Origin of the sequence: Amycolatopsis sp. WGS_07 (genome assembly GCF_045278895.1) — a bacterium.
In the GTDB taxonomy this organism is placed as follows: Bacteria; Actinomycetota; Actinomycetes; order Mycobacteriales; family Pseudonocardiaceae; genus Amycolatopsis.
Genome location: NZ_CP136053.1, coordinates 1,254,811 through 1,280,078, shown reverse-complemented (window position 1 = coordinate 1,280,078; position 25,268 = coordinate 1,254,811). Strand labels below are relative to the sequence as shown.

The window sequence follows — 25,268 nt, the reverse complement described above, 5'->3', positions numbered from 1 at the left end:
AGTCTCCTCAAGCGGTTCGGGAACTGAGATACCTGCTGGCGTACGAACTCCACGGCTGCCAGTCGCGCGCCGACGTCGCCAGGTCGATGCCTAGCTCGGCCGCGCTGCGGCGGACGGCTGGGTCGGCGCTCAACAGGACGTCGGGAGCGCCGAGCAGGCGCATTACGACGTAGTCGGCGGTGCCCGGATCGACACCGGCCGCGAGCATTTCGGTGCGCAGCTCGTCGGCGTCCCGGCCCACGTGGAGGTCCAGGTCACCGGCGACGATCGCTGCGGCGACCTTCTTGACCAGCGGCTTCACGTCAGCCTCGGCGATGGCCGCTGGAGTGGGGAAGAGGGTCGTCAGGGTGTCCATGGGCGGGTCGGCGCGCGGGACTGGCTCGCCGAGCCGGACGACGTCGGCCACGGCCGAGCCCAGTAGAGCGCGGAGCAGGACTTCTGGACCGTCGACGGCGCCCGGCACGCGGATGCCCGGTACGGCGGCGACCAGCGGGGCCAGCACCTCGTCGGCGGAGAGGACGCGCGAGACGGCTTCCGGGTCGGCGTCCAGGTCCAACAGCCGTCGTACCCGGCTGACGGCGCTGCTCAGATCGCGCAGGTCCGAAAGCGCCAGGTCGCACTGCACGTAGCCGGCGCGCGGGCTGACCCACATCGAGGCCGGGCCGTGCGGCAGACGCAAGGTGCGGCCATAGCCGTCCTCCGAGACGGCTTCGATGCCGGGCAGAGCGCGCGACGCGTGGTAGTTCAGCACGCCCTCCGCGTCGAACGGTGCGCGGAATGGCAGACGAAGGCTGAGCCGCGTCGCGCCGCTTGGTTCGTTGCGGTTTCCGCGGCGCAGGCTGGCTGCGCGCAGCTGAGACGGCGTCGTCGCGAACACTTCGCGGATCGTTTCGTTGAACTGCCGGATGCTGGAGAACCCGGCTGCGAACGCGACGTCCGTGAGCGGCAGCTGCGACATCTCGATCAACAGCCGCGCCGAGTGGGCGCGGTGTGCTCGGGCGAGGCGGATCGGGCCGGCTCCCAGCTCAGCGGCCAGTACGCGGCCGAGCTGGCGTTCCGAATAGCCGAGCTGACGCGCCAGACCGGGCACGCCCTCGCGCTCGACCAGGCCGTCCGAGATCAACCGCATCGCGCGGGCGGCCAGGTCAGCGCGTACGTTCCAATCCGGCGAACCCGGGACCGCGTCCGGCAGGCAGCGGCGGCACGCACGGAAGCCACCGGCCTGCGCGGCGGCCGAGGTGGGGTAGAAGCGGACGTTCTGCGCCTTCGGCGTGAGCGCCGGGCAGGACGGGCGGCAGTAGATGCCGGTGGTGCGCACAGCCATGATGAACTGGCCATCGAACCGCTGGTCGCGGGCGGTCACCGCGCGGTAGCAGCGCTCGGTGTCGCGCCAGATCGGGATGGTCGAGGTAGCCATGCCGTCGATGATGCCAGCAGGTGAGAGGCTCGACTGGCGGAAAACCGACACGACGTTACCGGGTCGGCGGGGGCGTCCGCGCGGCACGTAGACTCAACCGCCGTGAGCCTGACCCTCGGTATCGTCGGCCTGCCCAACGTCGGCAAGTCCACCCTGTTCAACGCGCTGACCCGCAACGACGTGCTCGCCGCGAACTACCCGTTCGCCACGATCGAGCCCAACGTCGGCGTGGTGCCGCTGCCGGACCCGCGGCTGGACCAGCTGGCCGAGGTCTTCTCGTCGGAGAAGACCGTGCCCGCCGTGGTGTCCTTTGTGGACATCGCGGGCATCGTGAAGGGCGCGTCCGAGGGCGCGGGGCTCGGCAACAAGTTCCTCGCCAACATCCGCGAGGCCAACGCGATCTGCCAGGTCATCCGCGTGTTCGACGACCCGGACGTGGTGCACGTCGACGGCCGGATCGACCCGATGTCCGACATCGAGACGATCAACACCGAGCTGATCCTCGCCGACCTGCAGACGCTCGAAAAGGCGCTGCCGCGGCTGGAGAAAGAGGCCCGCACCAAGAAGGAAGCGCGGCCGGCGCTCGAAAACGCCCAGAAGGCCAAGGAGATCCTCGACTCCGGGCGCACGCTGTTCCAAGCGCAGAAGGACATCGACGGCGAGGCGCTGCGCGAGCTGAGCCTGCTCACCACGAAGCCGTTCCTGTACGTCTTCAACGCCGACGAGGCCGTGCTCACCGACGACGCGCGCCGCGAGGAGCTGGCGAAGCTCGTCGCCCCCGCGGACGCGGTGTTCCTCGACGCGAAGGTCGAAGCCGAGCTGCTGGAGCTGGACGACGAGGAGTCCGTGCGCGAACTGCTGGAGTCCGTCGGCCAGCTGGAACCGGGCCTGCACGCACTGGCCCGCGCGGGTTTCCACACGCTCGGCCTGCAGACGTACCTCACGGCGGGCCCGAAGGAATCGCGCGCCTGGACGATCCCGCAGGGCGCGACCGCCCCGCAGGCCGCGGGCGTCATCCACACGGACTTCGAGCGCGGCTTCATCAAGGCGGAGGTCGTGTCGTTCGCGGACCTCATCGAGGCCGGGTCCATGGCGGCCGCGCGGTCGGCGGGCAAGGTCCGGATGGAAGGCAAGGACTACGTGATGGCGGACGGGGACGTGGTGGAGTTCCGCTTCAACGTCTGAGGCACGCCGCCCTGCAAAGCCCTGGTGGAGAAATCTCCGGCCTCGAACCCGTCTCCGTAGGATCCCGGCATGCCCGTGCTCTTCACGCCGTCCCTGCCGGATTCTCCGGACGGAGGACGCCTCGGTGGCGCGCCGCCGGTGGTCATTGAGACGCACTCGCTCCTCTCGACCCACCGCTACCTGCTCACCGTCCCCGCGGCTTCGTGGACTCCCGGCTGCGAGGTCTCGGTGCTGTTGCGCGCGGGATTCGACATCGGCGACAGCGATCTCGAATATCCGGACATGGCCATGCGCGCGCTGGTGCATCCACCGTCGCCGCGTGGTGAGTGCACCACGCTGGGCTGGCCTGGACTTCGTTCGGCGGCGCTCGTCCAGATGCCCGGCACGGAAGACGAGGTCGCGCTTGTCCGGATCGCCGATGAACCCGAGCTGATTCAGGACGAACCGAGCTACTCCGACGCGGTGCGGGCCGACGGGCATCAGTTTCTGTTTCAGGTCAACGAAGAGGGCTGGCCGGTCGAGGGTGAGCTTGCGGACGTGATCGACGAGTACCTCTGGGGATACGGGTCGGTCTACTTCTACGGCACCCCGGGGCCGGACGGCATCGTGCGCGAGGTCGTCGCCGGGTTCATCGACTTCTGACGAACTTGCCTCGGCGGAAAGGTCATCCCGCCGAGGCCAGGGCTCAGTTCAGCTCATCGACACTGGACACAACCACTCCATACAGATCACCGATAGTCGCCAACGCACTGTCATGCAACTGGCCAGCGCTGACTTCCCCAGCGAGCGTCGGCAACGGACGGGTCGCGCAGGCATCGGCGACGACAGTCGGGTGGTTGCCGCGTAAGAACGCGCCTTCGGTGGTGAACGTGACGCACATATTGGTCATGAACCCGGCGATAACCACGTTCTGATGCCCAGCCGCGTCCACCCGGGCGCCAAGATCCGTGTCCACAAAGGAATTCGGTGCGCCCTTGACCACGACGGGCTCGCCCTCGATTGGTGCGACGTCTGGGTGGATGCTGCCGATCTCGGCGCGGATGTCGTACGGCGTACCCTCGCCGCCGTCGTTGATGACGTGGATCACCGTCGACCCGGCGGCGCGGGCCTTGGTGAGCAGGGCTTTCGCCGCAGTCAGAGCTGGCTGCCAGCCCTCTAGTTCCATCACGCCGCGGGTGTAGGTGTTCTGGTAGTCGACCAGGATCAGTGTCGAGTCGGCCAGGGTTGCCGGGGTCTGGTCTAGGCCGTTCAGTTCCCGCAGCGTCGTCCGTGGCATGGTCGGTTTCCTCTCGTTCGGTTCGCATGATCGACGCTAGGCTCGGCGGTGGATGTCGGCAATGACATGCAAAGCGCAGAAACCGACATGGGAGCGCGAATGAAGAGGCTGATGGTCGTCGTCCTGTTCGATCGGATCGATCTGCTGGACGTGACCGGGCCCGCGGAGGTGTTTTCCTTGCTGCAGCGGGAAATGGACCGGCCGACGGGCTATGAGGTGGTGCTCGCGGCCGAGACGCTGGACCCGGTGACCACGTCCGCGGGAGTGCGGGTGCTGCCGGACGTGACCTTCGCGGAGCTGGCCGGGAAGGCGATCGACACCCTGGTCGTGCCGGGTGCGGTCGAAACCGCGGAGAACGGGGAGATTGTCGCCCGGTGTGATCCTGCGGTGGTCGAGCAGGTTCGCCGCCTGGCTGGGCTGACGCGGCGGGTGGCGTCGGTGTGCGTTGGTGCGCACGTTCTCGCCGCGGCAGGGCTGCTTGACGGCAAACGCGCCACTACGCACTGGTCGACCGCTCGGCAGTTGGCGGCGGAGCATCCAGGAGTGACCGTCGACGCGGATCCGATCTTCATCCGCGACGGTTCGGTGTGGACGGGAGCTGGGCTGAGCGCCTGCCTCGACCTCGCGTTGGCGCTGGTGGCCGACGATTACGGCCCGGAGCTGGCCTCGCGGGTGGCTCGCCAGCTCGTCATGTTCCTGCGGCGGCCGGGCGGGCAGAGCCAGTTCAGCGTGTCGTTGGAGCCCGCGTCCGCGACTCGGAGGGTGGATGAGCTACGGCAGTACATCGCCGCGCATCTGGCGGAGCCGTTGACGGTCGCGGACCTCGCCGCGCACGCCCATGTGACGGATCGGCAGATCACCCGGGTGTTCAAGGCTGAGCTGGGGATGACGCCCGCCGCCTACGTCGAGCATGCGAGGGTCGAGGCGGCGCGGCATCGGTTGGAGACGACTGACGAAACGTTGTCGCGGATCGCCGGCGCTTGCGGGTTCGGGACCGTTTCCACGCTGAACCGAGCTTTCCGGCGGACGCTGAACACCACGCCCGCCGAGTATCGGGAGCGGTTCCGGATCCGGTGACGGGCTCAGCCGAGCAGGCCGAGCACGATCATCGACAAGAGGACGAACGCGGTCGCGAACACCGAGACCCAGGTGCGCTGTGCGGCCGTGAGCTGGGCGGACGTGCTGTTCATGGCTGGTCCTAGCGGGGCGAGTGCCGATGATTACCGCTGGGATAGCGCCTTGATCTAGCTCACTGTTACCGCTTGTGATCGAGATCACGTCGGTTGCGCGCGGTGTGCCACAGCACCCCGCCCGCGGCGGCCACCATCAGGCCGAACGAACCCATCCCCACCACGAGTGCCTGCACCATCCTGGCCTCCTTCCGAAGCGTCTGTCCGGAAGACGCGCGAAGGGGCCGTTCATGTTGCCAGGGTTGCCGACATCACACCTGGTCAGCGGGCCGCGAGGACCTCGTCGATCTGCTTGGCCAATGCGAAGTCGCGCTCGGTCAGGCCGCCTAGGTAGTGGGTGCTCAGGCGGAAGGTCAGGGTGCGCCAGCGGATGTCGATGTCGGGATGGTGGTCGGCTTCCTCCGCCAGCTCGGCCACCCGGTCGACCACCTCGATCGCCGCCGGGAAGGACGGGAGTTCGGTCGTGCGCACGATGGTGTCGTCCTCGCGCCGCCACTCCGGGACGGTGCCGAGGGCCTGGTCCACTGCCGAGTCGTTCAATAGCTGAGTCATCACTCCATGGTGTCGGCTACGCTGCGGCATTGCCACGGGAGTCCGGTACGCCGGGCTGAGAGGCGGGCCGTCAACCCGCGACCGTTCGCACCTGGATCCGGATCATGCCGGCGTAGGGAGGCCGTATCGCTCTCCCTCATCCGGCGCAGTGCAGGAGGGGAAGAATGATGTCGCGGACCGTCCGCACGGTGGCAGTCCTTGCCGGGGTCTCGGTGCTCGCCAGCGCCTGCTCGCTGTCCAGCAGCGACTCCAGCGGGTCGTCCGCGAGCCCGGACCAGCAGACACCGACTGTCACGCTGGTCACGCACGATTCGTTCGCCGCGCCGCAGGACGTGCTCGACGCCTTCCAGCGCCAGTCCGGGATCAAGCTCAAGATCCTCAAGTCCGGCGACGCGGGCGCGCTCACCAACAAGCTCGTGCTCACCAAGGGCAACCCGATCGGCGACGTCGCGTACGGCGTCGACAACACCTTCGCCTCGCGCGCGCTCAGTGAGGGAGTCTTCCAGCCGTACACAAGCCCGGAGGCCGACCGCGGTCCGCAGCGTTACTCGGTCGACCCGCAGCACCGGCTGGCGGCGGTCGACGTCGGCGACGTCTGCGTGAACATCGACCCCGCGTACTTCGCGAGCAAGGGCCTGCCCGAGCCGAAGACCTACGACGACCTCGCCGACCCCAAGTACAAGGACCTGACCGTCGCGGAGAGCCCGGCCACGGCGTCGCCGGGGCTGGCCTTCCTGCTCGGCACGGTCGTGAAGTACGGCGAGAGCGGCTGGCAGGGCTACTGGAAGAAGCTGAAGGACAACGGCCTCAAGACCGTCAGCGGCTGGGAGGAGGCCTACTCCAAGGACTTCTCCGGTGCGGCGGGCAAGGGCCCGCGGCCGATCGTCGTGTCTTACGCCTCGTCGCCGGCCGCGGAGGTCGGCGAGGACGGCAAGCCGCGCACCAAGGCGCTGCTCGACACCTGCTTCCGCCAGGTCGAGTACGCGGGTGTGCTCACCAACGGCAAGCAGACCCCGCAGGCGCAGAAGGTCGTCGACTTCCTGTTGTCGCAGCAGTTCCAGACGACGGTCGCGGCGAACATGTACGTCTACCCGGCGCGCCAGGGCGTTGAACTGCCCGCTGGCTGGGCCACCGCGGCGCCGCAGCCGCAGACGCCGGCCACCATGCCCGCGGACAAGGTGCAGGCAGGCCGGGAGAAGTGGATCGGGGAATGGCGCTCGCTCATGGGCGCGTGATCCCCGCGCGCACCATCGGGCTCACGCTGCTCGGCCTCCTGCCGGTCGCGTTCCTGGTGGTGTTCTTCGCCTGGCCGGTCGTCGCGATCGTGGGCCGGGGGTTTTCCGCGGGCGGCGTCGACACCGTGCTCGGCGACCCGCAGACGTGGCGGCTCGCCGGGTTCACGCTGGCCAGCGCGGCCGCGTCGACCGTCGTCGCGGTGCTCGCCGGGCTGCCGGTGGCGTATCTGCTCGCGCGGGTCCGGCTGCCCGGGGTCGGACTGGCGCGCACGATCGTGCTGGTGCCGTTCGTGCTGCCGACGGTCGTCGTCGGCCTGGCTTTTAGGGCGATCTGGCCGGACGGTGGCGTGCTGCCGCTCGTGCTGGCCAACGCGTTCTTCAACGTCGCAGTGGTCGCGCGCACCGTCGCCGGGCTGTGGGCGCACCTCGATCCGCGAGCGACCGAAGCGGCGCGGGCTCTCGGGGCCTCGCCGTGGCGGGCGTTTCGGTCGGTCACGCTGCCTGCGCTCGGCCCGGCCGTCGCGTCCGCGGCCGCTGTGGTGTTTCTCTTCTGCGCCACCAGTTTTGGAGTGGTGCTGATCCTCGGCGGCGGGAGCTACCGGACGCTGGAGACCGAGATCTACCTCCGCACCGTCGACCTGCTGGACCTCTCCGGCGCGGCCGCGCTGTCGCTGATCCAGTTCGCGGCGGTGGTGGCCGCGCTGGTGCTCGGCGCCTTGGCGCGCCGGAAGCGGGAGAACGCCGTCAAGCTGCGGTCCGCGCAGGTCACCGCGCGTCGGCCGCGAGGCGGGGAGTGGTGGACGGTCGGTGCCGCGGTGGTGGTGCTCGGTCTGCTGCTGACGCCGATCGTGTCGCTGCTCCTGGAGTCTGTGTCCACTTCGGACGGATGGAGCCTCGCCGGGTATCGCGCGCTGAACACCGTGGGCCAGAACGACGCACTGCAGGTGTCCGGCTGGATCGCGGCGCAGAACTCGCTCGCCGCGGCCACGGACGCGACGCTGCTGGCGATGGCGGTCGGCTTGGTGGCCAGCGTCGTGCTGGTGGCGCTCCGCCGTTCACCAGGTCGCCTCGCCCGCGGGATGGGCGAGACCATGGACGTCGCGTTGATGCTGCCGCTGGGCGTGTCCGCGGTGACCGTCGGTTTCGGCTATCTCGTGACGCTCGACGCGCTGCCCGGCGACCTGCGCACGTCGCCGCTGCTCGTCCCGTTCGCGCAAGCGTTGGTGATCATGCCGCTGGTGGTCCGGATGATCCTGCCGGTGCTGCGCGCGGTCGACGTCCGGTTGCGCCAGGCCGCCGCGACGCTCGGCGCGAGCCCGGCGCGGGTGTGGCGGGAGATCGACTTTCCGCTGGTCGCGCGGTCGGTGGTGGCCGCGGCGGGCTTCGGATACGTCGTCGCGCTCGGCGAGTTCGGCGCGACCAGCTTCCTCGCCCGGCCGGACGCGCCGACGCTGCCGGTGGCGGTCGCGACGCTGATCAGCCGGCCGGGGGAGCTGAACAACCAGATGGCGTACGCCGCGTGCGCCCTGCTCATGGTGGTGACTGTGGTGGCGGTGGCGCTGATCGACCGGTTCGGCTCGGTCCGCGGCCGCAGCACGGTCGGGGAGTTCTGATGGCGCTTACGGTACGGGATCTGACTGTCCACTATGGATCGTTCGCCGCGGTCCGCGACGCGCGGCTGGACATCGCCGACGGGGAGGTGCTCGCGCTGCTGGGCCCCTCCGGTTCGGGCAAGTCGACGCTGCTGCGCGCGATCACCGGACTGGAGCCGATGTCGTCCGGTTCGGTGGCCTGGGACGGCACCGATCTCGCCGACGTACCGGTGCACAAGCGCGAATTCGGCCTGGTGTTCCAGGACGGACAGCTGTTTCCGCACCGCGACGTCGCCGCGAACATCGCCTTCGGCCTGCGGATGCACGGCGTGCCCCGCGAACGGCACGCAGCGCGCGTCAAGGAACTGCTGAAGCTGGTCGGGCTCGAAGGGTACGAACGGCGGCGAGTGACCGAGCTGTCCGGCGGGCAGGCGCAGCGGGTCGCGCTGGCCCGCGCGCTGGCCCCGGAACCGCGGTTGCTGCTGCTGGACGAACCACTGTCCGGATTGGACGCTGGACTGCGCGAGCAGCTGGCGATCGACCTGGCGGAGCTGTTGCGGCGCAGCAAGATCACCGCGCTGCTGGTGACGCACGATCAGGAGGAAGCGTTCACGCTCGCCGATCGCGTGGCGGTGCTCGACGCCGGGGAGATCCGGCAGGAGGGCGCGGTCCGGTCGGTGTGGAACAACCCGGTGGACGAGGACGTCGCGCGTTTCCTCGGCGTCACGACGTTCCTGGACGGCGAGGCGGCCGACGGAGTGGTGCGGACCGAGCTGGGCGCAGTCGAAATCATGGGCGTGGACGACGGTCCGGTAAGGCTCGGACTGCGCCCGCACGGTTTGAAAGTCGCCAAAGAAGGTGTGCCCGGCGAGGTGACCGCCGCGGTGCACCGGCGGGAGCATTTGCGGCTGGTCGTCCGCCGCGGAGAGTCCACTGTGGACGCGATCGCGCCCGCCGGGGCGGACTTCCGGGCCGGCGATCCCGTCCGGCTACAGCCGGATCCGGACGGGATCGCCGTGGTGGGCTGAACCCCCAGGTCAGCCGTCCCGGGTGACGAGGCGTCCGTAGGCGAGCGACAGCCCGACCACGATGTAGCAGGCCGCGCGGACCGCGCCCTCGCCGAACCTCGTCAGCATCATCGGATCCTGCAGGACGGCGGCCGGGGCCAGCGTCCAGTCCTTCGTGAGCAGGAACGGGTGCAGCCACTTCAGCGAGGTCAGGAAGCCGAGGATGGTGAACACGATGTTCATGGCCAGCACCGAGGCGACCACGAGCATCGGGTGCTCGGTCCAGCTCGACACCGCCAGCGCGACCGCGCCGATCGCCCACAGCTGCAGCACGATCCATCCGCCGACGAGCAGGATCCGCAGCAGCGCCTCGCCGAGCGACAACGTGGAGCCCGACAGCGTGAACAGCGAATCCGTGCCGTTGATGATCAACCCGGTGACCACGCCGGTCACGCACATCGCGAGCACCGCGACCACGGACACCGTCGCCACGCCGAACGCCTTGACCGCCAGCAGCCGTCCCCGGCTCACCGGCGCGATGAGCCAGCCGCGCAGCGTGCCGTGCGCGGCCTCGCCGGCGATCGCGTCCGCGCCCGCCATCGCCGACGCGAGCGGCAGCAGCAGCGTGAGCGTCATGACCATCGCGGCGATCGGCAGCACGAACGCGTTGTTCACCGCCGACGCCAGCAGCGCGCCGCCGCTGTCGTCCGGCGCGTCGCTCCCGGAGGCGCTCTGGCCGACCAGCGTGAGGCCGATCCCGACCACGATCGGCACCAGCGCCAGCAAGCCCAGCACGGCGAGCGTGCGCGGCCTGCGGTAGATCCAGCGCAGTTCCGCGGCGATCAACCGGGTCAGCGGCACCGTGTCGTGCCCGGTCCGGCTCACCGGCACCGCGACAGCAGCGGTCATGACTGATCCCCCTCAGCTTCGTCGCCAGCCGCCGATTCCCCTTCGGTCAGCCGCGCGAACAGGTCCTCCAGCCCGGTCCGCGCCCGGGTCGCCTCGTGCACCTCGACGCCCGCCTGGACGAGCACCTGAAGTACGCGAGGCGCGGGCGTGGCGGTGAGGTCGGCGCGGATGCCGTCCGGGGTCAACCTGGCCCCGATCCGGTTCTCCCGCAACGTTTCCACCGCCCGTTCGGCGTCCGGCGTGCGCACCAGCAGCGCGGCGTTCCCCGATTCCAGCAGGTCCGACAGCTCGCCCTGGGCGACCACCGTGCCGGACTGCAGGACGGCCACGTGCGTGCAGGTCGCTTCGACCTCGGCCAGCAGATGCGAGGACACCACCACGGTCACGCCGTCGGAGTGCAGATCGGCGATGATACGGCGGATCTCCCTGGTACCCGCCGGATCCAGACCGTTGGTGGGTTCGTCGAGCACGACCATCCGGCGCGGCACCAGCAGCGCGCTCGCCAATCCGAGCCGCTGCTTCATGCCGAGCGAATAGCCCTTGTACCGGCGGCGCGCGGCGCCTGAGAGCCCGACCCGGTCCAGCGCGGCGTCGACCGCGCCGGGGATCGCGGACGACGCCAGCCGCGGTTCGGCGGCGGCGAACCGCAGCAGGTTGTCGCGTCCGGAAAGGAACGGGTGGAAGCCCGGCCCCTCGACCAGCGCGCCGACGTCCGGCAGCGCGTGCGCGGACTCCTCCGGCATCTTCCGGCCGAGCAGTTCGACCTCGCCCGCGGTCGGGCGGATCAGCCCGAGCAGCATCCGGATCGTGGTCGTCTTGCCCGAACCGTTCGGCCCGAGCATGCCGAGCACGGCGCCCTCGGGCACGTCCAGGTCCACGTGGTCCACCGCGACCGTGCCGCGGTAGACCTTGCGCACCCCTCGGGTGCGCGCGGCCAGCGGGACCGCCGGGGCGGGCACCTCGTCCGAGATGCCCGCCCCGGTTTCGACCGCGATGCTGGTCACTTGGCGCCCAGCGCTTCGTACAGCACCTGCTCCGGGACCGCGCCGGCGGCGAACCGGCCGTCGTCGGTCAGGACCGCGCCGCCCACCTTCGTGGTGAAGAGGTAGCCGCTGCCCCACGGGCCGTTGACCCGCTTGGCGAACCGGCTCAGCATCTTCTGCACGTCAGCGCCCTTTTCCTCGCCCTGCGCCTGCTTCTGCTTCATCAGGTCCGCGGGCACCTTGCCGGTGACGACGGTGTCCCAGCCGTCGCCGAGGAGCTTGGTGGCCTGCGCCGCTTCGTTCGCGAGCGCCTTGCTGCGGTCGTCGATCTTGGCCTGCTTCTCGGTCACCTTCGCGCCCTTGGGCGGGGTGAAGGCGAACAGGTCGGCCGACTGGTCGACGAACTCGATCTTGCTGAACGCCAGCTCCAGCGCCGGGGCGGTGGTTCCGTTGCTCAGCACCGAAAGCCGCAGCGGCATCCGGGTCTGCGAGTCGACCGCGACGCGGATCTCGCGCAGCAGCGTGCGTTCGGTCGGCTTCGGCGTGAGGACCAGCTCGTACGCGGGCCGGTCGGCGACCGTCGCCGTGCCGTCGACCGCGACGTTGCTGCTCTCGCGCACCTTGGCGAGCAGTTCCTTGGCCGCGGTGGACGGGTCGGCGGCCTTGCCCTCGACCGGACCGTGCTTGGTCGCGACGTCCGCCGGGATCGTGGTCTTGGTCGCGCTGTTGGTCTTGGAGTCGTAGTCCCACACGGTGTTTCCGTTGTGGATGATCGTCTCCTGCGCCTGCCCCTTGGTGAGCGACACCTTCGTCTTGCCGGTGCCGTCGCTGAACACCTGCGCCGAGTCGATGCCCAGCGCGCTCGCCCCCGGTACCGCGCCGGTCGCCATCTTCGGCAGGCCGAGGTCGTTGCTCACCGTCACCGTGCCGTCGAACGGCGCCGGCTTCGCGGTGACCACCGACTGGACCAGGTCCTCCGCGCTGACCTGCGGCAGCTTCGGCGCGTCCCCCGCCGAGGCAGGCATCGCCACGACGACCAGCCCGCCCACGCCGAGCGCGGTGCCGACGACGGCCGCGGTGATGGCCTTCTTCTTCGGATCCATCTCGTCTCTCCCTGTGTTCCCGGGCTTTGGCGGGCCCGGCTCCCGGTGCAGACGTTCCCCCGCCGAGGCTGAGATACCCCTGAATGTTCGGCCCGTTCAGCTGAGATGGCACTGAGAGTACGCGCGTCAGCTGCGCGGACCGGCCATGATGAGGATCGTGAAACCTCGGGTGCTGGTGGTCGACGACGAACCTGGTGTGCGCAAGGCGCTGCAGCGCGGCCTGCGCGCGGAGGACATGGACGTGGTCACCGCCGCGGACGGGCCGACCGGGCTGCAGCTCGCGCGCACCGGTTCGTTCGACGTCGTGCTGCTGGACATCATGCTGCCCGGATTGTCCGGCTATCGCGTGCTGGAACGGCTGCGCGCGGAGAACGTGACGACGCCGGTGCTGCTGGTGTCCGCCAAGGACGGCGAGATCGACCAGGCCGACGGTCTCGACCTCGGCGCGGACGGTTACCTCGTGAAGCCGTTCTCCTTCGTCGTGCTGGTCGCGCAGCTGCGCGCGGTGCTGCGCCGGGCGGGGCCGGACGCTTCGCGCGGCGCGCTGAAACTCGGTGCGCTGGAGGTCGACCGGGCGTTGCGGCAGGTGCGCTGGGACGGTCAGGAAGTGCCGCTGAGCCCGCGTGAGTTCGGGTTGCTGGAGGTGCTTGTCGGCCGGGCCGGCACGGTCGTGACGAAGGACGAGCTGCTGCGTGCGGTGTGGGGCGAGGAGCAGGCCGTCACGCGGAATCTCGTTGAGGTGTATGTGGGTTACGTCCGGCGCAAGCTCGACGCGGTCGGCGCTGGCTCGATCCTGCGGACGGTGCGCGGACACGGTTATCTCGCCTCGGACGACCAGCTCGACGAGGTCATGTGACCGGCTCGCCGTCGTTGTGGTGGAGCCGCCGTTCGCTGCAGGTCCGGATCACCGTGCTGGCCGCGGCGATCACCCTCGGCTGCCTGCTCGGCCTCGCCGCCTTGGCCGCGAACAAGCTCGATCCGCTGCTCACTGATTCGGTCGACAAGGAACTGACCGCCGCCCTCGGCCCGGCGACCGGCGCGGTCTCCGCCGGGAAACCGCTCGCCTCGGCGGATCCGGTCACGGTGCGGGTGCTGGACATTTCCGGGGATCCGACGGACGGCCAGGCCCGGCCGAAGCTCACCGACCAGGAGATCTCGCAGCTCAAGGCCGGATTGCCGGTGCAGTCGGACGGATCGCGCTGGCGCGGCCAGGTGGTCAGCACGCCGAACGGCAGCCAGCGGCTGGTCGTCGCCGGCGCCGGGCTGGTCGGCTTCGCCGCCGCGGTGCATTACGGCGGGCTGTGGCTGGTCGTGGTCGCGCTGGTCGGTGCGCTGGTGGCGGGCTTGGCGACCTGGCTGGTCGTGCGCCTCGCGTTGCGTCCGGTGGCGCGGATGCGCGGCCTGGTGCGCACGCTGCCGCCGGGCGCGCGGCTGCCGCTGCCGACGTCGCACGACGAAATGCGCGCGCTGGCCGAGGAATTCAACGCACTGCTCGAACGCCAGGAAGAGGTGAGCCAGCGGCTGCGCCGATTCACCGGCGACGCGGCGCACGAGCTGCGTTCGCCGGTCGCGTCGATCCGGGTGCAGGCCGAGGTGGCCGTGACGAATCCGGATCCCGAGCTGTCGCAAGAGACGCTCTCGGACATCCTCGAGGAGTCTGAACGGCTGTCCGGCCTGCTCGACGGCTTGCTCGCACTGGCCCGCTCCGACGCCGGCGAGGTGCCGCCCGCGGAACCGGTCGAGGTCGTGTCGGAAGTCCGCGCGGCGGTGCGCCGGTTGCCGCCCGGAGCACCGGACACACGGGTGAGCAACGCGGTGGCGCAGGCGTGGGCATCGGCGGCGCACCAAGAGGTGGAACTGGTGCTGGACAACCTGCTGCGCAACGCGTGCCGGTACGCGTCCGGGCAGATCGTGGTGTCCGTGCTGGCTTCGCGGTCGAAGGTGCGGGTTGTGGTGGACGACGACGGCCCGGGCATCGCGCCCGAGCACCGGAGCAAGGTGTTCGACCGGTTCTACCGGGTGTCCGACGACCGGGCGCGCTCGTCCGGCGGAACGGGCCTCGGCCTGGCGATGGTCGCCGAAACCGTGCGCCGGCGCGGAGGCCAGGTACGAGTCGGCGAATCGCCCGACGGCGGCGCCCGGTTCGAGGTCACCTGGCGGGCGGGAGCGGACCGCTGAATCCGGTGGGGGAGACTGAGCGCATGGACGCGGTCATCGTCGGGGCGGCACTGGTGCGCGACGGCAAGCTTCTTGCCCAGCAACGGGCGTGGCCGCCGCACCACGCGGGACAGTGGGAACTGCCGGGCGGGCGCGTCGAGGAAGGCGAGACCGAGGCCTTCGCGCTGGCCAGGGAATGCCACGAGGAACTGGACGTAGTCGTCACCGTCGGCGACCGGGTCGGCCCGGAAATCCCGCTGCCGGGCGGAAAAGTGCTGCGCGTGTACTCCGCTGCGCTGCTGTCGCCCGGAGACGAACCGCGCGCGGTCGAGCACTCCGCCCTGCGCTGGGTCGGCGACGACGAACTGGACGATTTGGACTGGCTCCCGGCGGACCGGGACCTGCTGCCCGCGCTGCATGAACTCGTGAGTGCTGATCACGGTTAGGACCAGCACTCACGAGTCCCTTCAAGCCGCCCCGACCATCCGCAACGCCGCCGACACCCGGTGCGAGCTGCGATCGATCGCCCGCTCCGCCCCCGCCTTGCGAACCCGCTCCAGCTCAGCAACGTCGTCCAGCAACGCGCGCGTGCCTTCCCGCACCGGCCGCAGCTCCTCGATCACCGCATCGGCGACAGCGTCCTTGAGCACGCCATAGGACGGGTACTTCTCGGCCAGCTCCGCAGGCTCGCCGCCCACGCAAGCAGCCAGAATCTCCAGCAAATTCGAGACCCCCGGCCGATTTTCCGGGTCGTACGCGGGTACTGAATCCCCGTCCGTCCGCGCTTTCCGGATCTTGCGCCGAATCTGATCCGGCTCGTCAAGCACGAACACCACGCCCGCGGAGTCCTGCGCGGACTTCGACATCTTCCGCGTCGGCTCAGCCAAATCCTTCACCCGCGCCCCCGCCGGCGGCAGCGTCGCCTCCGGCACGACGAACACCTCGCCGTAAGTGGAGTTGAACCTCCGGGCAAGCGTGCGCGCCAGCTCGACGTGCTGCCGCTGATCCTCGCCGACCGGCACCTCGTCCGCGCCTTGCAACAGAATGTCGGCCGCCATCAGCACCGGATACGTGAGCAAACTGAGCCGAACCCCGGCCTGTCCCTTGGATTTCTCCTTAAACTGGATCATCCGCGCGGCCTCGCCGTACGAGCACGTGCACTCCAGCACCCAGGTCAACGCCCCCAGCTCGCGCGCAAGATCAGACTGCACGAACACCCGCTCCGGCGCGATCCCCACAGCCACCAGCACGGCAAGCTGTTCGGTCGCCAACGCCCGCAACTTCGCCGGATTGTGCGCGGTAGTCATCGCATGCAGGTCAGACACGAAATACAGATCGTCCGGCCCGCCGTCGGCAGCCCAGCGCCGCAACGCGCCGAGATGATTGCCGAGCTGGACGTGACCGGACGGGGTGATACCGGACAGCTGGACCATGGGTTTTCCTCTCCCTGGATGATCGAAACCCCGGGAGCGGACCCAAAAAAGCCGCCCACCGGGGCGGCCTTCGCTGGTTTTCAGCGCAGAGCTAGAGGGCCGCCACGGGCGGCCACCACTGAGTGCTCTGGAAACGCATGCGACCACCCTAGCACCGGACTACCGTTCGACCCATGTTCGTCGTCGTGCTCACGTACACCGTTCCGCTAGAGGAAATCGACCGCGCCCTCCCGGCCCACCAAGAGTGGCTCACGAAGCAGTACGAAGACGGCCACTTCCTGGCATCCGGAGCCCAAAAACCCCGCACCGGCGGAGTGCTCATCACCCGCCCGATGGACCGCGCCCAACTGGACGCGATCCTGGCCACGGACCCCTTCGCGATCGCCCAGCTGGCCACCTACGAAGTCATCCAGTTCCAGCCCACCCGCACCGCCCCGGAACTCACCCTGGTGAACGAACTCCTGGACAACAACTGACGTCCGTGAGGGGACCCCTCACGACCCTCGGCGACCCCGACGGCCCGTGAAGGACTCCTTCACGTACTTAGATTCCCTCAAGGAGTCCTTCACGGACAGCCCGCAAAGAACCGCCGCCAACGCACCCACCCAGCCGTGCACCCACACCACCCCCGCACCCCGATACGAAGCCAAAATGCGGTCTGAGGGTGCTTGTCAAGGCATCTTTCCCGCCTTGACAAGCACCCTCAGACCGTCATCACAATCGGGCTTCGGGGTGCCCCCAACCAGACCGGGCGCAATGTCGCCCGCCAGGGCGACGAGCAGGCCCTCAAGCAGCCTCAGCCACCCGCTTCTTAGCCTTCTTCAACGCCAACACCGGGCACTTCTTGCACCGATCCTTAGACCGGCAGCACTTCTTCTTGACCTTCCCGGCCTTCATCAGCTTCCGCACCACAGCCCGAGGATCATCCGCGTGCTTCTTACCCACTGCGCACTCCTCAAACCCGGACGGAAAGACGCCACAAGATTAGGTGAGCCTAACCGATCATAGGGCGTGGCGCTCCTCACACCAACCCAACAGGTATCCTGATGGGAGTCCGCGTGTGGCCAAAGCCGGTCAGCGAGAGCCGGTCGCATTTCCCGGTGCCCGTGATCTTCGTTCGCCGCGCGGCGCCACCCGCCTTCTTCAGAGTTCAGGAGTCTTCGCGTGCCCGCAGCAAGCGCCACCGCGGTCGAAACCGGCCGCGCGTCCGGCAAGACCCGGCCCGACCTGCGCAACGTCGCGATCGTCGCCCACGTCGACCACGGCAAGACCACGCTGGTCGACGCCATGCTCCGCCAGTCCGGCGCCTTCGCCGAACGCGCCGAGCTGGTCGACCGCGTGATGGACTCCGGCGAGCTGGAGCGCGAAAAGGGCATCACCATTCTCGCGAAGAACACCTCCATCCACCGCCAGACCCCCGAGGGCACGGTCACCATCAACGTGATCGACACCCCGGGCCACGCCGACTTCGGCGGCGAGGTCGAGCGCGGCCTCTCCATGGTCGACGGCGTCGTGCTGCTGGTCGACGCGAGCGAGGGCCCGCTGCCGCAGACCCGCTTCGTGCTGCGCAAGACGCTCGAGGCGAAGCTGCCGGTCATCCTGCTGGTCAACAAGGTCGACCGGCCGGACGCGCGGATCTCCGAGGTCGTCGAGGAGACCCACGACCTGCTGCTCGACCTGGCCGGCGACATCGAGGACGCCGACCTCGACGCGATCCTCGACCTGCCCGTCGTCTACGCCTCCGCGCGCGCCGGCAAGGCGTCGCTGGAGCAGCCCGAGGACGGCGGCCTTCCCGACAGCGAGAACCTCGACCCGCTGTTCGAGACCCTGCTCCAGCACGTTCCGGCCCCGGCCGCGGACCTGGACGCCCCGCTGCAGGCGCTCGTCACCAACCTCGACGCGTCGAACTTCCTCGGCCGCATCGCGCTGATCCGCATCCACGCGGGCAAGCTGCGCAAGGGCCAGACCGTGGCCTGGATGCGCGAGGACGGCACCGTCCAGAATGTCCGGATCTCGGAGCTGCTCGTCACCGAGGCGCTCACCCGCGTCCCGGCGTCCGAGGCCAGCGCGGGCGAGCTGGTCGCCATCGCGGGCATCCCGGACATCACCATCGGCGACACCCTCGCCGACCCGGAGAACCCGGTGGCGCTGCCCCGGATCACCGTGGACGAGCCCGCCATCTCGATGACCATCGGCGTCAACACCTCGCCGCTGGCCGGGCGCAACGGCGGCGACAAGGTCACCGCGCGGCTGGTCAAGGCCCGCCTCGACCAGGAACTGATCGGCAACGTGTCGATCCGCGTCCTGCCGACCGAGCGCCCGGACACCTGGGAGGTGCAGGGCCGCGGCGAGCTGGCGCTGGCCATCCTGGTCGAGCAGATGCGCCGCGAGGGCTTCGAGCTGACCGTCGGCAAGCCGCAGGTGGTGCTGCGCACGATCGACGGCAAGCTGCACGAGCCGTTCGAGCGCCTGTACATCGACTCGCCCGAGGAGCACCTCGGCGCGATCACGCAGCTGCTCGCGTCCCGCAAGGGCCGCATGGAGGACATGAGCGGCAACGGCACCGGCCGGATCAAGCTGGTCTACGTGCTGCCCTCGCGCGGCCTCATCGGCTTCCGCACCGACTTCCTCACCGAAACCCGCGGCACCGGCATCGCGAACCACGTGTTCGAGGGCTACTTCCCGTGGGCGGGCGAGATCCGCACCCGGCACAGCGGCTCCTTGGTCGCCGACCGGTCCGGCCCGATCACCGCGTACGCGATGATCCAGCTCGCCGACCGCGGCACCTTCTTCGTGGAGCCCGGCGCGGAGGTGTACGAGGGCATGGTCGTGGGCGAGAACCCGCGGTTCGAGGACCTCGACATCAACATCACCAAGGAAAAGAAGCTCACCAACATGCGGCAGTCCTCCGCCGACGTGATGGAGACGCTGGCCCGCCCGCGCAAGCTCAGCCTGGAAGAGGCGCTGGAGTTCTGCGCGAGCGACGAATGCGTCGAGGTCGCGCCGGAGGTCGTGCGGGTCCGCAAGGTCACGCTCGACATCAACACCCGGGCCAAGGAGCGCTCGCGGGCCAAGAGCCGCGACAACAACAGCTGAACCTCGCGCAGGTGAAAAGGGCGCCTCCCGTTCCCGGGAGGCGCCCTTCGCGTGAACTCCGGCGGCGGTTCGCGCGTCCACTCTTATGGCGGTATCCACTCCGATGTCACGGAGCGGCGGCCGATGTGGGAATCTCGATGCCGGCCCCCGCCCTGTCATGGCAGCATGTCCGCTCGGACCACGGAGCGCGGCGGGAACTTTCAGGAGGACGAGCGTGCGATTCGGACGCCGGCTGGGGCCGGTGCTGGCGCTGGCGGGAGTACTGCTCGCCGCGTGTTCGAACACCCCGCCGCCCCCGGTCGTCACGTCGGCCCCGCCGTCGAGCACGGCCAGCGCGGCGTCGCTGTCGCAGATCGTGGTCGGCGTCGATGACGTGGTCGGCGGCTACAACCCGCACAGCATCGCGGACGCGTCCACGATCACCACGGCGCTGTCGCAGCTGCTGCTGCCCTCGGTGTTCCGGCAGTCCGACGACGGCACGCGCACGCTCGACAAGACGCTGATGGTCTCGGCCGAGGTCGTCTCGCAGGTGCCGTTCACGGTGAAGTACGTGATCCGCCCGGACGCCTCGTGGTCCGACGGGGCTCCGATCGCCACCGAGGACTTCATCTACCTCGCCAACGCGATGAAGACGAACCCCGGCGTGATCGAACCGGCAGGCTACCGGCTGATCTCGGACATCGAATCGCGCGACGGCGGCAAGGGCGTCGAGGTCACCTTCAGCAAGCCGTACCCGGCCTGGCAGACGCTGTTCGACAATCTCCTGCCGCAGCATCTGCTCAAGGACTCGCCCGGCGGCTGGGCGAACGCCCTCGCCACGAGCTTCCCCGCCGTGGCCGGTCCGTTCGCGATCAAAACCATCGACACCGCCCGCGGCGAAGCCACCTTGCAGCGCAACGACCGGTACTGGGAGAAACCAGCCGCGGTCGACACGCTGATCCTGCGCCGCTCCGACGCGTCCGGCATCGCGACCGCGCTGCGCAGCGGCAACGACCAGTTCTCCCTGACCCGCACCGATTCCACCGGCCTGCAGCTGCTGAACGACCTGGGCTCGGCCGTCCAGCTGCACACGCTGCCGCGTCCGCTGACCGCGTCGGTGCTGCTGCGCCCGGTGAGCGCGACGTTGTCCGACCCGCAGGTCCGCGCCGGCATCGCCGCGCTGCTGGATCGCGGAAAACTCATCTCCGCCGGGGCGAAGGGCGGTCCGTCCGCCACGCTGAAGGCGGACGCGCAGGTCCTGCCGCCGTCGGCGAAGGGGTACGCGGCCACCATTCCGGCTGGTCCGCCGGCCGCCCCGGACGCGACCAAGGCCGAGCAGTACTTCACCGCCGCTGGCTACAAAAGGAAGCCGGCGTGTGGCGCAAGGGAAACAAGACGCTGTCGATCGTGCTCGCGTCGCCCGGCGAGCAGGAGCCGTACGCGTCGATCGCGAAGGAACTGTCCTCGGAACTCGTCGCGAACGGCATCGAGGTCAACCAGATCAAACCGCAGCCGCGTGACCTGTATTCGTCCTTGCTGGCAATGCCGGTGGTGAACGGAAAACAGCAGGCGAGCCCGGATTCGAACAGCACCGTCGGCGTCGACATCGCGGTGGTAGGCCAGCCCGTTGGCGGCGACCCGGCGACGGTACTGGCGTCGAGCTACGGCTGCGCCCCCGAACCCGCGCCCGCCGACAAAGCGAAACCGGTGATCCCGGCCAATCCCGCCGGAATGTGCGACCAGGGCCTGCAGGCGACGATCGACTCGGCCCTCACCGGCTCGGCGACGGTCACCGACTCGCTGAAAACCCTGGAACCGCAGCTGTGGTCCCAGAACGTCGCGATCCCGCTGTTCCAGCAAGCCGAGACGTTGGCGGTAGGCAAGGGAATCTCCGGTCTGACCCCCGGCCCGCCGATGCAGGGCCCGTTCGGCTCCGCGGTGAACTGGACCCGCGGCGCCACCTGATCCCGCATACGAAAAGGGGCCTCGCGCTGATGAAGTGCGAGGCCCCTTTCTCCAAGTGCGTCAGATCAGCTGCAGGCTTTCCGCGAAGTGGCACGCCACCGGGTGCGCGTGCCCGCGGTCCACCAAGGCGGGTTCCTCCGTCTTGCACTTCTCGCGTCCGGCGTCGTCCAGCTGATTGGCGAACTTCGGGCACCGGGTGCGGAACCGGCAGCCCGACGGCGGGTTGGCCGGGCTGGGCACGTCACCGGTGATCACGATGCGCTGGCGCGTCCGCTCCTTGCGCGGGTCCGGCACCGGAATCGCCGAGATCAACGCCTGCGTGTACGGATGCGCCGGAGTCTCGAACAGCTCCTCCGACGGCGCGGTCTCCACGATCTTGCCGAGGTACATCACCGCGATCCGGTCCGCCACGTGCCGCACCACCGAAAGGTCGTGCGACACGAACAGATACGACAGCCCCAGCTCCGCCTGCAGGTCCTTCAGCAGGTTGAGCACGCCGGCCTGGATCGACACGTCCAGCGCGGACACCGGCTCGTCCAGCACCAGCACCTTCGGCTTCAGCGCGAGCGCCCGCGCGATGCCGATGCGCTGCCGCTGCCCGCCGGAGAACTCGTGCGGGAACCGGTTGCCGTGCTCCGGCCGCAGGCCGACGGTCTTCATCAGGTCGCGGACCTGCTGTTTGCCGCCGTTCTCGTACAGCCCGTGGATGCGCAGCGGTTCGGCGATGATCTCGTTGACCGGCAGCCGAGGGTCGACCGAGGCGTACGGGTCCTGGAACACGATCTGCATGCTGCGCCGCAGCCGCTGCAGTTCGCGCTTGCTCATCTTCGCGAGGTCTTTGCCCTCGTAGGTCACCTTGCCGCCGGTGAGCGGCTGCAGCGCGAGCGCCACCCGGGCGGTGGTCGACTTGCCGCAGCCGGATTCGCCGACCAGCGCGAGCGTTTCGTGCGGGTAGATGTCGAACGACACGTCCGACACCGCCTGCACCGCGCCCGAGACGCGGCGGATCACCCCGCCGCCGCGGATGGGGAAGTGCTTAACCAGGTTCTGCGCGGAGAGGACGGGTGTCTTTCCCGCCGTGGCCTCGCTCATCGGTTCGTCTCCGTGTCGGTCGCGGCGGCCTCCACGGCGACCGGGACGGCTGCCGCGTCGGCCGAGGTGGCGCTGAACAGCTCGGCCGGGTTCTTCCCGACGACCTGGTCGGTGAAGTGGCAGGCCGCGTGCTGGCCGTTGGGACCCGCGACCAGCTCGGGCTCTTCCTCGTCGCAGATCGGCTGCGACAGCGGGCAGCGCGGACTGAACGGGCAGCCCGGCGGCATGTTCTGCGTGGCGGGCGGCGAACCGGTGATCGGCGTGAGCCGCTCGGTCTTCACGTCCAGCCGCGGCAGGCTGCCGAGCAGGCCCAGCGTGTAGGGCATCCGCGGGTTGTAGAAGATGTCGTCGACCGTGCCGGACTCGACCACCTTGCCCGCGTACATCACGTGCACCCGGTCGGCCTGTCCGGCGATCACGCCGAGGTCGTGGGTGATCAGCACCATCGCCGCGCCGGTTTCCTTCTGCGCGGCCTGCAGCGCCTCGAGGATCTGCGCCTGCACCGTCACGTCGAGCGCGGTGGTCGGCTCGTCCGCGATGATCACGTCCGGGTTGTTGGCCATCGCGATCGCGATCACCACGCGCTGGCGCATGCCGCCGGACAGCTGGTGCGGGTACTCGTCCGCGCGCTGCTTCGGGTTGGGGATGCGGACCAGGTCGAGCAGTTCGATCGCCTGCTTCTTCGCGACGTCCTTGCGCACGTCGTGGTGTGCGGTGATCGCCTCGGCGATCTGGTCGCCCACGGTGTACACCGGGTTCAGCGAGGTCATCGGGTCCTGGAAGACCATCGCGATGCCCTTGCCGCGGACCTTGTTCAGTTCCTTCTCGTTCGAATTCAGCAGGTCCTGCCCGCCGAACCGGATCGAGCCGGACACCTTCGCGGTCTTCGGCAGCAGGCCCATCACCGCGAGCGAGGTCACCGATTTGCCGGACCCGGATTCGCCGACGATGCCGAGCACCTCGCCGCGTTGCAGCTGGTAGTTCACCCCGCGCACGGCGCTGACCACGCCCTCGCTGGTCGGGAACTGCACGGTCAGGTCCTCAACGACGAGGACGGGATCGCCGCCTTGTCCTTGCGAGCCGTTCTGGGTCATGCGCGCACCTTCGTCTGCTGGGGGTCGAACGCGTCCCGCAGGCCGTCCCCGATGAAGTTGATCGTCAGTGCGATCAGGATGATGAAAATGCCCGGGAAGTAGAACAGCCACGGCCGCGTGTCGATCGCGGTCTGCGCGCTGCTCACGAGCAGGCCGAGCGAGGTGTCCGGCGGCTGCACGCCGAAGCCGAGGAACGACAGCGCCGTCTCGAGCAGGATGGCGATCGACACGAGGATCGTCAGGTTGACGATGATCGCGCCGAGCGCGTTGGGCACCAGGTGCCGGAAGATGATCCGGCTGTCGCTCGCGCCGAGCGCCTTCGACGCCTCCACGAACTCCTTCTCGCGCAAGGAAAGCACGACACCGCGCGCCACCCGGGACACGTATGCCCAGTAGAGCCCGCCGATGACGACCGCGATCAGCCACCACGTGCCGCCGGACTGGTGGCCGAGCACCGCGGCCACCGCGAGCAGCGGCAGCGTGAGCACGAGGTCGGCGATGCGCATCAGGACCGTGTCGAGCCAGCCGCGGTAATAACCGGCGACCGAGCCCCACACGGTGCCCACGACGGTCGCGAAGATCGCGACGAGGATCGAGATCTGCAGCGAGATCTGCGTTCCGCGCATCACCTGCGCGAGGGTGTCGTGGCCGACCGCGTCGGTGCCGAACGGGTGGTCGCCCGAGGGCGGGGCCGAGTTCTGGTCGGTGATGTCGGCCGCGTTGTACTTCCAGAGCGCCGCGCCGAGATAAGCGAAGAGGATGATCAGCACGAACACGACGAGGCTGATCATCGCGAGCCGGTGCTGCAGGAACCGCCGGAACACCAGCTGAGCCTGGCTGCGCTCCTTGACTGTGAACTCGCGTTCCGGAGCGCCCTGCGGGGTCTGCGGGTCGTCCGGAGCGAACCGACCGCCGCCCAGCGTGGTGGGCGGGCCGGGGATTGCGTCGTTAGGCATAGCGGATCCTCGGGTCGAGCAGGCCGTAGAGCAGGTCGGCGATCAGGTTGAGCAGGATGATGAAGGTCGCCGCGATGAGCAGCCACGCCTCCACCGCGTACACGTCGCTGCGCTTGATCGCCTCCAGCAGGAAAGCGCCCGCACCCTGCCATTGGAACACGGTTTCGGTGACGACGGCGCCGCCGAGGATCGAGCCGATGTCGAGGGCGGTCACCGTGGTCAGCGGGATCAGCGCGTTGCGCAGCGCGTGCTTGCGCGTCACCGTCCAGCGCGGCAGGCCCTTGGCCCGGGCGAGGCGGACGTAATCGCTGTTGAGCACCTCGAGCATCGAAGCGCGCTGGTACCGGCTCCAGGCCGCGTAACTGGTCAGCGCGAGCGAGATCGTCGGCAGGATCAGGTGGCCGAGCACGTCGCCGAACTGGGCCCAGAACCCGCCCGCGGCGACCACCGACGAGGAACCGATGGTGTAGAAGACCTGGTCGCCGACCGTCGTGTTGATCGAGATGCCGATCTGCTTCAGCACCAGTGCGAACCAGAACGACGGCATCGACAGGAAGAGGAAGCCGAAGAAGGTCGCGGTGTAGTCGAACTTCGAGTACTGCCGCGACGCGCTGATCACGCCGATCAGCACGGCGAGGATCAGCGCCACCACCATGGCGAGCACGATCAGCCGCAGCGTCACGCCGAACCGGCCGAACACCTCGCTGCCGATGTTCATGGTGGACTGGACCGACGGCCCGAAATCACCCTGCAGCACGCCGGTGATCCAGTGCCAATATCGCTCGAGAATCGGCTGGTCGAGATGCAGCCGGATGCGTTCGAGTTCGATGGTGCGAGGGGGCGGCGGCGGGTTTCTCGCGATCAGCGGGGTCAGCGGGTTGGCCGAAAGCGACACCATCACGAAGACGACGAACGTCGACACGATGAGGATCGGCACCGAGACGAAAAGCCGGCGCAGTGCGAAGGCAAGCATGGAGGTCTTCCTGCTCTGGACGGTGTTCTGCCATCGCCCGCCGCTTGTGGTGGCTGGGCCTCGGCGACGAAACG

At 69.3% G+C, this 25,268-nt stretch carries 23 protein-coding genes, 1 pseudogene and 1 riboswitch; of the genes and pseudogenes, 12 read left to right on the top strand and 12 right to left on the bottom strand.

All coding sequences use genetic code 11. From position 1 onward, the window contains the following. Nucleotides 1-7 precede the first annotated feature (7 nt). The gene (locus RPX00_RS05865) at nt 8-1,417 is read right to left on the bottom strand and encodes a DNA-3-methyladenine glycosylase 2 family protein (protein ID WP_406638185.1); all 1,410 of its coding nucleotides are present in this window, start codon (nt 1,415-1,417) and stop codon (nt 8-10) included. 102 nt (nt 1,418-1,519) lie between these two features. Here RPX00_RS05865 and ychF point away from each other — a divergent pair, with 102 nt between their 5' ends. Further along, nucleotides 1,520-2,602: a redox-regulated ATPase YchF gene (gene ychF, locus RPX00_RS05860; protein WP_406638183.1), complete on the top strand. Its 1,083-nt coding sequence runs from the start codon at nt 1,520-1,522 to the stop codon at nt 2,600-2,602. Between the two features lie 69 nt (nt 2,603-2,671). After that, a complete protein-coding gene (locus tag RPX00_RS05855) occupies nt 2,672-3,244 on the top strand; it encodes a hypothetical protein (protein ID WP_406638181.1) in 573 nt (190 codons plus the stop codon). A gap of 43 nt (nt 3,245-3,287) precedes the next feature. Here RPX00_RS05855 and RPX00_RS05850 read toward each other — a convergent pair whose 3' ends face one another. Beyond that, nucleotides 3,288-3,878: a cysteine hydrolase family protein gene (locus tag RPX00_RS05850; RefSeq protein WP_406638179.1), complete on the bottom strand. Its 591-nt coding sequence runs from the start codon at nt 3,876-3,878 to the stop codon at nt 3,288-3,290. 99 nt (nt 3,879-3,977) lie between these two features. Between RPX00_RS05850 and RPX00_RS05845 the strand changes: the two genes are divergently transcribed. Further along, on the top strand, nt 3,978-4,955 hold the full coding sequence (locus tag RPX00_RS05845) for a GlxA family transcriptional regulator (protein ID WP_406638177.1): 978 nt from the start codon (nt 3,978-3,980) through the stop codon (nt 4,953-4,955). A gap of 374 nt (nt 4,956-5,329) precedes the next feature. Here RPX00_RS05845 and RPX00_RS05840 read toward each other — a convergent pair whose 3' ends face one another. Next, nucleotides 5,330-5,620 (bottom strand): 4a-hydroxytetrahydrobiopterin dehydratase, encoded by a 291-nt coding sequence (locus tag RPX00_RS05840; RefSeq protein ID WP_406638175.1) that lies wholly within the window; start codon nt 5,618-5,620, stop codon nt 5,330-5,332. Between the two features lie 24 nt (nt 5,621-5,644). Next, nucleotides 5,645-5,756: riboswitch (TPP riboswitch) on the top strand. Nucleotides 5,757-5,787: 31 nt separating this feature from the next. Between RPX00_RS05840 and RPX00_RS05835 the strand changes: the two genes are divergently transcribed. From RPX00_RS05835 to RPX00_RS05825, 3 genes are read left to right on the top strand one after another with little or no spacing between them, the layout of a single operon-like run. Then, nucleotides 5,788-6,855, top strand: a complete 1,068-nt coding sequence (locus RPX00_RS05835; RefSeq protein WP_406642789.1) for a thiamine ABC transporter substrate binding subunit — start codon at nt 5,788-5,790, stop codon at nt 6,853-6,855. Beyond that, a complete protein-coding gene (locus RPX00_RS05830) occupies nt 6,831-8,468 on the top strand; it encodes an ABC transporter permease (protein WP_406638174.1) in 1,638 nt (545 codons plus the stop codon). Before RPX00_RS05835 ends, RPX00_RS05830 begins: the two co-directional genes overlap by 25 nt. After that, nucleotides 8,468-9,475: an ABC transporter ATP-binding protein gene (locus tag RPX00_RS05825; protein ID WP_406638172.1), complete on the top strand. Its 1,008-nt coding sequence runs from the start codon at nt 8,468-8,470 to the stop codon at nt 9,473-9,475. The genes RPX00_RS05830 and RPX00_RS05825 overlap by 1 nt, the downstream gene beginning before the upstream one ends. A gap of 9 nt (nt 9,476-9,484) precedes the next feature. Here RPX00_RS05825 and RPX00_RS05820 read toward each other — a convergent pair whose 3' ends face one another. Genes RPX00_RS05820 through RPX00_RS05810 form a run of 3 tightly spaced genes read right to left on the bottom strand, consistent with a single transcriptional unit; the run spans nt 9,485 to nt 12,449 of the window. Beyond that, nucleotides 9,485-10,363 (bottom strand): ABC transporter permease, encoded by an 879-nt coding sequence (locus tag RPX00_RS05820; RefSeq protein WP_406638170.1) that lies wholly within the window; start codon nt 10,361-10,363, stop codon nt 9,485-9,487. Then, complete coding sequence (locus RPX00_RS05815) at nt 10,360-11,367, bottom strand: ABC transporter ATP-binding protein (protein ID WP_406638169.1); 1,008 nt, start codon at nt 11,365-11,367, stop codon at nt 10,360-10,362. The genes RPX00_RS05820 and RPX00_RS05815 overlap by 4 nt, the downstream gene beginning before the upstream one ends. After that, nucleotides 11,364-12,449, bottom strand: coding sequence for a LolA family protein (locus RPX00_RS05810; protein ID WP_406638167.1), 1,086 nt, complete (start codon nt 12,447-12,449; stop codon nt 11,364-11,366). Before RPX00_RS05810 ends, RPX00_RS05815 begins: the two co-directional genes overlap by 4 nt. A gap of 145 nt (nt 12,450-12,594) precedes the next feature. On the opposite strand from RPX00_RS05810, the gene RPX00_RS05805 reads away from it, so the two are divergent. Genes RPX00_RS05805 through RPX00_RS05795 form a run of 3 tightly spaced genes read left to right on the top strand, consistent with a single transcriptional unit; the run spans nt 12,595 to nt 15,052 of the window. Further along, a complete protein-coding gene (locus tag RPX00_RS05805; RefSeq protein WP_406638165.1) occupies nt 12,595-13,305 on the top strand; it encodes a response regulator transcription factor in 711 nt (236 codons plus the stop codon). Next, on the top strand, nt 13,302-14,627 hold the full coding sequence (locus RPX00_RS05800) for a sensor histidine kinase (RefSeq protein WP_406638164.1): 1,326 nt from the start codon (nt 13,302-13,304) through the stop codon (nt 14,625-14,627). The genes RPX00_RS05805 and RPX00_RS05800 overlap by 4 nt, the downstream gene beginning before the upstream one ends. Nucleotides 14,628-14,650: 23 nt before the next feature. Beyond that, nucleotides 14,651-15,052: an NUDIX domain-containing protein gene (locus RPX00_RS05795; RefSeq protein WP_406638162.1), complete on the top strand. Its 402-nt coding sequence runs from the start codon at nt 14,651-14,653 to the stop codon at nt 15,050-15,052. 21 nt (nt 15,053-15,073) lie between these two features. Here the strand turns inward: RPX00_RS05795 and trpS are convergent, their stop codons facing one another. Beyond that, nucleotides 15,074-16,039: a tryptophan--tRNA ligase gene (gene trpS / locus RPX00_RS05790; RefSeq protein ID WP_406638160.1), complete on the bottom strand. Its 966-nt coding sequence runs from the start codon at nt 16,037-16,039 to the stop codon at nt 15,074-15,076. Nucleotides 16,040-16,212: 173 nt separating this feature from the next. On the opposite strand from trpS, the gene RPX00_RS05785 reads away from it, so the two are divergent. After that, complete coding sequence (locus RPX00_RS05785) at nt 16,213-16,515, top strand: YciI family protein (protein WP_406638158.1); 303 nt, start codon at nt 16,213-16,215, stop codon at nt 16,513-16,515. Between the two features lie 310 nt (nt 16,516-16,825). Here RPX00_RS05785 and RPX00_RS05780 read toward each other — a convergent pair whose 3' ends face one another. Further along, nucleotides 16,826-16,984 carry a hypothetical protein gene (locus RPX00_RS05780; RefSeq protein WP_378400918.1) on the bottom strand — a complete coding sequence of 53 codons (159 nt, stop codon included), beginning with the start codon at nt 16,982-16,984 and terminating at the stop codon, nt 16,826-16,828. Between the two features lie 219 nt (nt 16,985-17,203). Between RPX00_RS05780 and typA the strand changes: the two genes are divergently transcribed. After that, nucleotides 17,204-19,135: a translational GTPase TypA gene (gene typA / locus RPX00_RS05775; RefSeq protein ID WP_406638156.1), complete on the top strand. Its 1,932-nt coding sequence runs from the start codon at nt 17,204-17,206 to the stop codon at nt 19,133-19,135. 241 nt (nt 19,136-19,376) lie between these two features. Beyond that, nucleotides 19,377-21,079 (top strand): annotated as a pseudogene (locus RPX00_RS05770) (ABC transporter family substrate-binding protein). Between the two features lie 60 nt (nt 21,080-21,139). Here RPX00_RS05770 and RPX00_RS05765 read toward each other — a convergent pair. Genes RPX00_RS05765 through RPX00_RS05750 form a run of 4 tightly spaced genes read right to left on the bottom strand, consistent with a single transcriptional unit; the run spans nt 21,140 to nt 25,194 of the window. Further along, nucleotides 21,140-22,171 (bottom strand): ABC transporter ATP-binding protein, encoded by a 1,032-nt coding sequence (locus tag RPX00_RS05765; RefSeq protein ID WP_406638154.1) that lies wholly within the window; start codon nt 22,169-22,171, stop codon nt 21,140-21,142. After that, entirely contained in the window at nt 22,168-23,265 is a 1,098-nt protein-coding gene (locus RPX00_RS05760; protein ID WP_406638153.1) for an ABC transporter ATP-binding protein, read from the bottom strand. Before RPX00_RS05760 ends, RPX00_RS05765 begins: the two co-directional genes overlap by 4 nt. Beyond that, the gene (locus RPX00_RS05755; RefSeq protein ID WP_406638151.1) at nt 23,262-24,221 is read right to left on the bottom strand and encodes an ABC transporter permease; all 960 of its coding nucleotides are present in this window, start codon (nt 24,219-24,221) and stop codon (nt 23,262-23,264) included. Before RPX00_RS05755 ends, RPX00_RS05760 begins: the two co-directional genes overlap by 4 nt. Continuing rightward, nucleotides 24,214-25,194, bottom strand: coding sequence for an ABC transporter permease (locus tag RPX00_RS05750; protein ID WP_378299666.1), 981 nt, complete (start codon nt 25,192-25,194; stop codon nt 24,214-24,216). Before RPX00_RS05750 ends, RPX00_RS05755 begins: the two co-directional genes overlap by 8 nt. Between the last annotated feature and the right edge of the window lie 74 nt (nt 25,195-25,268).

What these genes read in the sequence shown, in the direction of transcription:
- RPX00_RS05830 (WP_406638174.1), top strand. Translation starts at nt 6,831, where the DNA reads ATGGCGCTCGCTCATGGGCGCGTGATCCCCGCGCGCACCATCGGGCTC.
- RPX00_RS05810 (WP_406638167.1), bottom strand. Translation starts at nt 12,449, where the DNA reads ATGGATCCGAAGAAGAAGGCCATCACCGCGGCCGTCGTCGGCACCGCG.
- RPX00_RS05750 (WP_378299666.1), bottom strand. Translation starts at nt 25,194, where the DNA reads ATGCTTGCCTTCGCACTGCGCCGGCTTTTCGTCTCGGTGCCGATCCTC.
- RPX00_RS05765 (WP_406638154.1), bottom strand. Translation starts at nt 22,171, where the DNA reads ATGAGCGAGGCCACGGCGGGAAAGACACCCGTCCTCTCCGCGCAGAAC.
- RPX00_RS05760 (WP_406638153.1), bottom strand. Translation starts at nt 23,265, where the DNA reads ATGACCCAGAACGGCTCGCAAGGACAAGGCGGCGATCCCGTCCTCGTC.
- RPX00_RS05850 (WP_406638179.1), bottom strand. Translation starts at nt 3,878, where the DNA reads ATGCCACGGACGACGCTGCGGGAACTGAACGGCCTAGACCAGACCCCG.
- RPX00_RS05825 (WP_406638172.1), top strand. Translation starts at nt 8,468, where the DNA reads ATGGCGCTTACGGTACGGGATCTGACTGTCCACTATGGATCGTTCGCC.
- RPX00_RS05795 (WP_406638162.1), top strand. Translation starts at nt 14,651, where the DNA reads ATGGACGCGGTCATCGTCGGGGCGGCACTGGTGCGCGACGGCAAGCTT.
- trpS (WP_406638160.1), bottom strand. Translation starts at nt 16,039, where the DNA reads ATGGTCCAGCTGTCCGGTATCACCCCGTCCGGTCACGTCCAGCTCGGC.
- RPX00_RS05755 (WP_406638151.1), bottom strand. Translation starts at nt 24,221, where the DNA reads ATGCCTAACGACGCAATCCCCGGCCCGCCCACCACGCTGGGCGGCGGT.
- RPX00_RS05820 (WP_406638170.1), bottom strand. Translation starts at nt 10,363, where the DNA reads ATGACCGCTGCTGTCGCGGTGCCGGTGAGCCGGACCGGGCACGACACG.
- RPX00_RS05805 (WP_406638165.1), top strand. Translation starts at nt 12,595, where the DNA reads ATGATGAGGATCGTGAAACCTCGGGTGCTGGTGGTCGACGACGAACCT.
- RPX00_RS05845 (WP_406638177.1), top strand. Translation starts at nt 3,978, where the DNA reads ATGAAGAGGCTGATGGTCGTCGTCCTGTTCGATCGGATCGATCTGCTG.
- RPX00_RS05785 (WP_406638158.1), top strand. Translation starts at nt 16,213, where the DNA reads ATGTTCGTCGTCGTGCTCACGTACACCGTTCCGCTAGAGGAAATCGAC.
- RPX00_RS05855 (WP_406638181.1), top strand. Translation starts at nt 2,672, where the DNA reads ATGCCCGTGCTCTTCACGCCGTCCCTGCCGGATTCTCCGGACGGAGGA.
- RPX00_RS05835 (WP_406642789.1), top strand. Translation starts at nt 5,788, where the DNA reads ATGTCGCGGACCGTCCGCACGGTGGCAGTCCTTGCCGGGGTCTCGGTG.
- RPX00_RS05840 (WP_406638175.1), bottom strand. Translation starts at nt 5,620, where the DNA reads ATGACTCAGCTATTGAACGACTCGGCAGTGGACCAGGCCCTCGGCACC.
- RPX00_RS05865 (WP_406638185.1), bottom strand. Translation starts at nt 1,417, where the DNA reads ATGGCTACCTCGACCATCCCGATCTGGCGCGACACCGAGCGCTGCTAC.